Below are 7,043 nucleotides of genomic sequence, written 5' to 3'. Positions count from 1 at the left end.
CTTCAGGTACTTGCCGAAGCGGCAGCGCGCCGTCGCCAGGTCCCAGATCTGCTGGACGTTCAGGCGGAAGCCGCCCGAGAAGCGGTCCGGCTGCAGCTTGGCCTGCACGATCACCAGCTCGTCGTCCTTGAACCAGGCGCGATGCGGGCTGAACACCGATTCGTCGGCCGCCGCCTCGATCACGTCGCTCTTGTCATCGAGCTTGAACAGGGCCAGCTTGCCGCGCTGGCCGTTGATGATGCGCAGGTCCGTCACGATGCCGGCCAGCAGCAGGATGTCGCGCGTGTCCACCAGCTCCTCGATCCTGCGGCGGCAGAAGCGCCGCACCTCGCGCTCCACCTCGTCGAACAGGTGGCCCGAGAGGTAGAAGCCGATCGCCGTCTTCTCCTGCGTCAGCCGCTCCTTCACGCCCCAGGGCGTGGCCTCCACCAGGTCCGGCTCCTGGGTGCTCGCGCCGTGAGTGTCGTCGCCCAGGTCGAACAGCCCGCCCTGGTTGGCGTTGGCCTCCTGCGCCGCCGCGAACTCGTAGGCGCGGTCGATGGAGGCCACGAGCGACGCGCGATTGAGCTGCAGCGAATCGAAGGCGCCGGCCTTGATCAGTGCCTCCACCGTGCGCTTGTTGATGCGCGAGCGGTCCACCCGGCAGCAGAAGTCGTACAGGCTCCTGAACGCCCCGCCGTCTTCGCGCGCTGCGACGATCGCCTCGATCGCCGACTGCCCCGTTCCCTTGATCGCTCCCAGGCCGTAGCGGATCACCTTGTCCGAGATCGGCTCGAAGCGCCAGGTGCCGCGGTTGACGTCCGGCGGCTCGAAGCTCATTCCGAAGTTCTTGACCGCATCCTCGTGCAACACCTTCAGCTTGTCGGTGTTGTCCATTTCGATGGTCATGTTGGCGCAGTAGAACTCCGCCGTGAAATGGACCTTGAGCCAGCCCGTGTGGTAGGCCAGCAGCGAGTACGCCGCCGCGTGCGACTTGTTGAAGCCGTAACCCGCGAACTTCTCCATCAGGTCGAAGACCTCGTCGGCCTTCTCCTGGCTGATGCCGTTCTTCGCCGCACCGGCGCGGAAGATCTCCCGGTGCTGGGCCATCTCCTCGGCCTTCTTCTTGCCCATGGCCCGGCGCAGCAGGTCGGCGCCGCCGAGCGAGTAGCCGCCCAGCACCTGCGCCGTCTGCATCACCTGCTCCTGGTAGACCATGATCCCGTAGGTCTCGGCGAGCACCGGCTCCACCAGCGGATGCGGGTACTCCACCTGCTCGCGCCCGTGCTTGCGGGCCACGAAGGTGGGGATCAGGTCCATCGGGCCCGGGCGGTACAGCGCGTTCAGCGCCACCAGGTCCTCCAGCCGCGAAGGCCGCGCGTCGCGCAGCATGCCCTGCATGCCGCGCGATTCGAACTGGAACACCGCTTCGGTCTTGCCGTCGGTGAACAGCTTGTAGGTGTGCGGGTCGTCCAGCGGGATGGTCTCGAAGGCGAAGTCCTTCTGGCTCGGATGGCGCCGCACGATGAACTCGCGCGCGAGCTCCAGGATGGTCAGCGTGGCGAGGCCCAGGAAGTCGAACTTCACCAGGCCGGCCGCCTCCACGTCGTCCTTGTCGTACTGGCTCACCGCGGAATCGCTTCCGGGCTGCTGGTACAGCGGCGTGAACTCGGTGAGCTTGCCGGGCGCGATCAGCACGCCGCCCGCGTGCATGCCCACGTTGCGGGTCATGCCCTCGAGCTTCTGCGCCAGGTCCAGCAGCGTGCGCACTTCCTCCTCGCGGTCGTAGCGCTCCTTGAGCATGGGCTCCTGCTCCAGCGCGTCGGCGATCGTGATGTGCGTGCCGGGCTTGTTCGGGATCAGCTTGCTGATGCCGTCGCAGAAGGTGTAGCTCATGTCGAGCACGCGGCCCACGTCGCGCACGGCGGCGCGCGCAGCCATGGTGCCGAAGGTGGCGATCTGCGACACGGCGTCGCGGCCGTACTTCTCCTTCACGTACTCGATCACGCGGTCGCGGTTGCCCTGGCAGAAGTCGATGTCGAAGTCGGGCATCGACACGCGCTCCGGATTCAAAAAGCGCTCGAACAGGAGCGAGTACTGCAGCGGGTCGAGGTCGGTGATCTTGAGCGCGTAGGCCACCAGCGAGCCGGCGCCGGAGCCGCGGCCCGGGCCCACCGGGCAGCCGTGGTTCTTGGCCCAGTTGATGAAGTCGCCCACGATCAGGAAGTAGCCCGGGAACCCCATCTTGAGGATGATCCCGAGCTCGAATTCCAGCCGTTCCTCGTAGCGCGGGCGCTGCTTCTCGCGCTCGGCCTCGTCGGGGAACAGGTGCAGCAGGCGCTCCTTCAGGCCCTCGTGCGACGCGAAGCGGAAATACTCCTCGATCGGCATGCCGTTGGGCGTGGGGAAGTTCGGCAGCCGCGGTTTTCCGAGTTCCAGCACCAGGTTGCAGCGGCGCGCGATCTCCAGCGTGTTGGAGATCGCCGAGGGGATGTCCTCGAACAGGGCCTCCATCTGGGCCTGGGTCTTGAAGTACTGCTCGCGGGTGAAGCGGCGCACCCGGCGCGGGTTGGCGAGAATCTCGCCCTCGGCGATGCAGACGCGCGCCTCGTGCGCCTCGTAGTCGTCTTCCTTGGTGAACTGCACCGGATGGGTGGCCACCACCGGCAGCTTCAGGCGCGCGGCGAGCTGCACCGCCGCGGCCACGTGGGCCTCGTCGTCGGGGCGGCCGGCGCGCTGCAGCTCCAGGTAGAAGCGGTGCGGGAACAGGCCGGCGAGCTGCAGCGCGAGCTCGGAGGCACGGCCCTCGTCGCCCTGCAGCAGCGCCTGGCCCACGGCGCCGGCCTGGGCGCCGGCGAGCAGGATCAGGCCTTCGTTGAGTTCCTGCAGCCATTCGAGCGTCGCCACGGCCTGCGCGCGCACGACGTTGCGCGTCCAGGCCCGGGCCAGGATCTCGCACAGGTTCAGGTAGCCCTGGTGGTTCTGCACCAGCAGCAGCACGCGCGAGACGGCCTGGGCGTCGCTGCCCAGGCCCTGCAGCATCAGCTCGCAGCCGACCACGGGCTTGACGCCCTTGCCGCGGCCTGCCTTGTAGAACTTGATGGCCCCGAACATGTTGTTCAGGTCCGTGATGCCCAATGCCGGCTGGCCGTCCGCGGCCGCCGCCTTCACGATCTCGTCGATGCGGTTGGTGCCGTCGACGACGGAGAATTCGGTGTGCAGGCGCAGGTGGACGAACATGCCGCCATTGTAGGAAACGGGTGTGGCGGCCCCGCCCTTGACAGCTTCAGGAGAGCGGCTCCGGCGGCGTGAAGCGCGTCGGCGGCAGCGGGATGAATTCCTCCGCGTCCCCCGGCACCGTCCCCATGCGCATGGCCTCCCAGTCGGCGCTGGCCTGCACGATGCGCTCCTTGCGGCTGGATACGAAGTTCCACCACATGTGGCGCGGCGCATCCAGCGGCTCGCCGCCCACCAGCACCAGCCGCGCCCCGCCGGGCGAGAAAAGTTTCACGGGCGAGCCTGGCTGCAGCACCGCCAGCTGCCGCAGCGGCTGCGGCGCCCCGTCCGCCTCCAGCGTGCCTTCGACGGCGTAGATCGCCTGCTGCGCCTCCAGCGGCGGCAGCTCCATGCCGCCGCCGGCCGGCAGCCACAGGTCGAGGTACAGCGTGCGCCACAGCGCCGGCACCGGCGAGCGCACGCCGAAGGCCTCGCCCACCAGCACCCGCACGCGGGCGTCGCCCACGCTGCACTCGGGGATGGCCTCGGCCGGGGTGTGCGAGAACGAGGGCTCGGCCTCCTCCTGCGCCAGCGGCAGCGCCGTCCACAGCTGCAGGCCGTGATTGACGAAGCCGACTTCGCGCAGGTGGTCGGGCCGCCGCTCCGAATGCACGATGCCGCGCCCCGCCGTCATCCAGTTGATCGCGCCGGGCTCGATCAGCTGCGCGCTGCCGAGGCTGTCGCGGTGCATCATCGCGCCCTCGAACAGGTAGGTGACGGTGGCAAGCCCGATGTGCGGATGGGGCCGCACATCGTGGTTCACGCCCGGGCGTTCTTCCGCCGGCCCGAAGTGGTCGAAGAAGATGAAGGGCCCGACGCTGCGCTGGCGGGCGTCGGGCAGCAGGCGGCGTACGAGAAAACCGCCGCCGAGGTCCTTCTCGTGGCCGGTGAGCTGCAGGGCGACGGGCATCTCAGGCGGCCCCGCTCATTCCCGGCGGCGGCCGTCGACGCTGTAGGTGCCGGGACCGAAGGCGAAGAAGCCCAGCAGGCCGCCGGCAATCGCGAGGTTCTTCCAGAAGTTCAGCTTCTGCATGTACATCTGCGCTTCGGGTACCGCCCAGTAGTTGTGGAAGATGGGCGTGATCACGAGCACGAACACCGCCATCAGCAAGGCCACCCAGCGGGTCTTGAAGCCGACCAGCAGCGCCAGCGCCAGCAGGAGTTCCACGGCCACGGCAATGGCCGCGCAGACCTCGGGGAACGGCACCCCCTTGGAGGCGATGTACTGCACGGTGCCCGAAAAGCCGGTGAGCTTGCCCCAGCCCGAAGGCAGGAACAGCAACGCGATCAGGATGCGGCCGACCAGCGCCGCCGCATTCTGCGCCGGCGTGAGGGCCGCGGCCTCCGTGTTCACCGCAAGACCGGAGTGGGACGGGGTGGTAGTCAGTGTCGCCATGGGTAGCCTCCTTGGGTGTGGTGGTCAAGACATCAGTGTTCGGCCAGGTCGAACACGAGCACCTCGGCATCCTTGCCGTGGTCCAGCGCCAGCCTCGCTTCCCCGCGCAGCTTGGCGGCGTCGCCGCCGGAAAGCCGCGTGCCGTTGACGGCGAGCTCGCCGCGCACCAGGTGCACGTAGAGCGGCCGCTTCGGGTCGAGCGCCAGGCTCGCGCTTTCGTCGCCGTCGAACAGGCCCGCGTAGACCCGGGCGTCGGCATGGATCTTCACCGAGCCCTGGGCGCCGTCGGGCGAAGCGACGAGGCGGAGCTTGCCACGCTTCTCGGTTTCGGCGAAGCCCTTCTGCTCGTAGCTGGGTTCGATGCCGCTCACGGCGGGCTCGATCCAGATCTGCAGGAAGTGCGTGGTCTGGTCCTCGGCATGGTTGAACTCGCTGTGCATCACGCCGCGGCCGGCGCTCATGCGCTGCACGTCGCCAGGCGGGATCGCCTTCACGTTGCCCAGCGTGTCGCGATGGGCCAGCTCGCCCGAGAGCACGTAGCTGATGATCTCCATGTCGCGGTGGCCGTGCTGGCCGAAGCCGGTGCCGGGGGCGATGCGGTCCTCGTTGATGACCCGCAGGTTGCCGAAGCCCATGTGCTCGGGGTCGTAGTAGCCGGCGAAGGAGAAGCTGTGGAAGGACTTCAGCCAGCCGTGGTCGGCGAAGCCGCGTTCCTGGGATTTGCGCAGGGTGAGCATGGGGTGTTTCCTCTGGATCGGTCCAATGTAGGGGCGCAACACGACGGCGAGGCCGACTCTTGTTTGATGGCATCATTCAAAAATCCTGAAGACAAAGGACGAGATGCCGACGCCGCGCGACGTGTTGACTCCCGACGCCTTCGGCCTCGTGCAGGCGGTGGCGGACCATGGCAGCTTCGCCGCGGCCGCGCGCGAGCTGGGCCTGGTGCCCAGTGCCGTCACCTACCGGATCCGCCAGCTCGAGGACGCGCTGGACGTGCTGCTGTTCGACCGCAGCTCGCGCCAGGCCCGCCTCACGGCCGCGGGCAACGAGCTGCTCTGTGCCGGCCAGCAACTGCTGCAGGACATTGACGCGATGGCCCACCGGGTGCGGCGGGTCGCCACCGGCTGGGAAGCCGAGTTCACCGTCGCGGTCGACAACTGCCTGTCCGCCGCCACCGTGATGGAGCTGGCCGAGGCCTTCTACGCCATGGAGCCGACCACCCGGCTGCGGCTGCGCGACGAGGCGCTCGGGGGCACTCTGGAGGCGCTCACCGCCGGCCGCGCCGACCTGGCGCTGGGCGTGCTGGTGGAGCCCGGCACCACGCCGGGCATCTCCAGCCACGAGCTGGGCGACCTGCGCTTCGTGTTCGCGGTGGCGCCGCACCATCCGCTTGCCACGCTGGAGGAGCCGATCCCCGACGAGGTGCTGATCAAGCACCGCGCGGTGGCCGTCTCCGATTCGGCCCAGCAGCGCGGCAACACCCTCACCTACGGCCTGCTGGCCGGCCAGGACGTGCTGACGGTGCAGAGCATGCGCTCCAAGCTCGATGCGCAGTTGCGCGGGCTGGGCGGCGGCTTCCTGCCGGAGCCGCTGGCGCGCCCCTACCTGGATTCGGGTCGGCTGGTCGCGCGCGAGATCCAGCGCGGCAGCCGGCGCCACATCCGCCTGAGCTACGCCTGGCGCAATGCCGGCGCGCTGGGGCCGGGGCGCGCCCTGCAGTGGTGGCTGGCGCAGCTGGAAAGCCCGGCCACCCGCGCCGCGCTGCTGGAGCGCCACGGGGCAGGATGAAGCGCTGATGCCCTATCGCGGCCGCTTCGCGCCCTCGCCCAGCGGCCCGCTCCATGCGGGCTCACTGGTGGCCGCCCTCGCGAGCTGGCTGGATGCACGCGCGCATGGCGGCCAGTGGCTGCTGCGCATCGAGGACGTGGACCGGCCGCGCACGGTGCCCGGCGCCGACGAGGAGATCCTGCGCCAGCTCGCCGCCTGCAGCCTGCTGCCGGACGAGCCGCCGACCTGGCAGTCGCGCCGCGAGCCGCTGTACCAGGCCGCGCTGGACCGCCTGGTGAGCGAAGGCAAGGCCTACCCCTGCGCCTGTTCGCGCAAGGACATCGCGCTGGCGCTGCGCGCCCTGGGCCGCGAGCGCACGCGCCACGGCGAGCTGGTCTACCCGGGCACCTGCCGCCGCGGCCTGCATGGCAAGGAGCCCCGCGCGTGGCGCTTCCGCGTGCCCGAAGGCGTGGTGCCGTGGACCGACCGGCGCGTGGGCGTGCACCTGCAGAACGTGGCCGAAGAGGTGGGCGATTTCGTGCTGAAGCGCGCCGACGGCCTGTTCGCCTACCAGCTCGCGGTGGTGGTGGACGATGCGGACCAGGGCATCACGCATGTCGTGCGC

Annotated in this window: 6 protein-coding genes; 2 read left to right on the top strand and 4 right to left on the bottom strand. The window is 69.5% G+C overall.

What is annotated here, in order from left to right:
- From dnaE to VFM98_RS09130, 4 genes are all read right to left on the bottom strand, one after another.
- Positions 1–3,219 (bottom strand): DNA polymerase III subunit alpha (gene dnaE, locus VFM98_RS09145; protein ID WP_325109610.1); only part of this gene is annotated, 3,219 nt, incomplete at its 3' end.
- Between the two features lie 46 nt (positions 3,220–3,265).
- The gene (locus tag VFM98_RS09140) at positions 3,266–4,165 is read right to left on the bottom strand and encodes a pirin family protein (RefSeq protein WP_325109609.1); all 900 of its coding nucleotides are present in this window, start codon (positions 4,163–4,165) and stop codon (positions 3,266–3,268) included.
- Between the two features lie 15 nt (positions 4,166–4,180).
- The gene (locus VFM98_RS09135; RefSeq protein WP_325109608.1) at positions 4,181–4,651 is read right to left on the bottom strand and encodes a DoxX family protein; all 471 of its coding nucleotides are present in this window, start codon (positions 4,649–4,651) and stop codon (positions 4,181–4,183) included.
- Positions 4,652–4,683: 32 nt separating this feature from the next.
- A complete protein-coding gene (locus tag VFM98_RS09130; RefSeq protein WP_325109607.1) occupies positions 4,684–5,388 on the bottom strand; it encodes a pirin family protein in 705 nt (234 codons plus the stop codon).
- Between the two features lie 103 nt (positions 5,389–5,491).
- Here VFM98_RS09130 and VFM98_RS09125 point away from each other — a divergent pair, with 103 nt between their 5' ends.
- Positions 5,492–6,439, top strand: coding sequence for a LysR family transcriptional regulator (locus VFM98_RS09125; RefSeq protein ID WP_325109606.1), 948 nt, complete (start codon positions 5,492–5,494; stop codon positions 6,437–6,439).
- A gap of 7 nt (positions 6,440–6,446) precedes the next feature.
- Positions 6,447–7,043 (top strand): tRNA glutamyl-Q(34) synthetase GluQRS (gene gluQRS / locus VFM98_RS09120; RefSeq protein ID WP_325109605.1); only part of this gene is annotated, 597 nt, incomplete at its 3' end.

It is taken from the genome of Ramlibacter sp., from assembly GCF_035706265.1.
In the GTDB taxonomy this organism is placed as follows: domain Bacteria; phylum Pseudomonadota; class Gammaproteobacteria; order Burkholderiales; family Burkholderiaceae_C; genus Ramlibacter.
The sequence above is the reverse complement of the archived record's forward strand: the minus strand, read 5'-3'. Positions and strand labels throughout refer to the sequence as shown.

Coding starts and splice junctions, on each gene's coding strand:
- VFM98_RS09140 (WP_325109609.1), bottom strand. CDS start 4,165: ATGCCCGTCGCCCTGCAGCTCACCGGCCACGAGAAGGACCTCGGCGGC.
- VFM98_RS09135 (WP_325109608.1), bottom strand. CDS start 4,651: ATGGCGACACTGACTACCACCCCGTCCCACTCCGGTCTTGCGGTGAAC.
- VFM98_RS09130 (WP_325109607.1), bottom strand. CDS start 5,388: ATGCTCACCCTGCGCAAATCCCAGGAACGCGGCTTCGCCGACCACGGC.
- VFM98_RS09125 (WP_325109606.1), top strand. CDS start 5,492: ATGCCGACGCCGCGCGACGTGTTGACTCCCGACGCCTTCGGCCTCGTG.